The sequence below is a fragment of the Paraburkholderia piptadeniae genome (genome assembly GCF_900007165.1).
GTDB classification, from domain to species: Bacteria; Pseudomonadota; Gammaproteobacteria; order Burkholderiales; family Burkholderiaceae; genus Paraburkholderia; species Paraburkholderia piptadeniae.
Genome location: NZ_CYGY02000229.1, coordinates 1 through 510, shown reverse-complemented (window position 1 = coordinate 510; position 510 = coordinate 1). Strand labels below are relative to the sequence as shown.

General features: G+C 60.4%; 1 pseudogene. It reads right to left on the bottom strand.

Annotated features, from left to right (window positions below):
• A pseudogene (locus BN2476_RS44940) lies at positions 1 to 510 on the bottom strand (IS3 family transposase); the annotation flags it as partial.

Genomic DNA, 510 nt, shown 5'->3' with positions numbered 1-510 from the left:
GGGCCATCATCGCAACGGAACTCGCAGCCGTCCGAACACCAGCGGGCATTGCTCCTGCCCACCGCGACCTTGCCGTCGTGTCGGCGCGAGGACGGGGTATGGCGAGGACGGCGTTCAAGTAGCAGGTTGTGGTCACGCATGACGCGATAGACCCGTTTTGCATTAACACGTGGACGGCCCACCGCGTCGCAACGGCGTCTGAGCAGCGCCCAAGCACGCCGGTAGCCGTATGTGGGCAGGTCGGCAACGAGCCCCTGAAGCTCTACAACAAGCGGTTTATCATCCATGGTCGGCGTCTTGCGCCGGTCGACCCAATCGGACTGTCGCCTTGATTTGACTGCGAGATTCGAGCGCGACACACCCAGGACTTCACAGACCGTCTTCATCGGTCGTCCCCCGGCAGCAATGGTGAGCGCGCAATCAATTTTTTTGCCCGACCATACTCCACTGCTTCGCGGAGGATTTCCACTTCCATTGTCTTTTTACCCAGCAGCCGCTGCAGTTCACGAA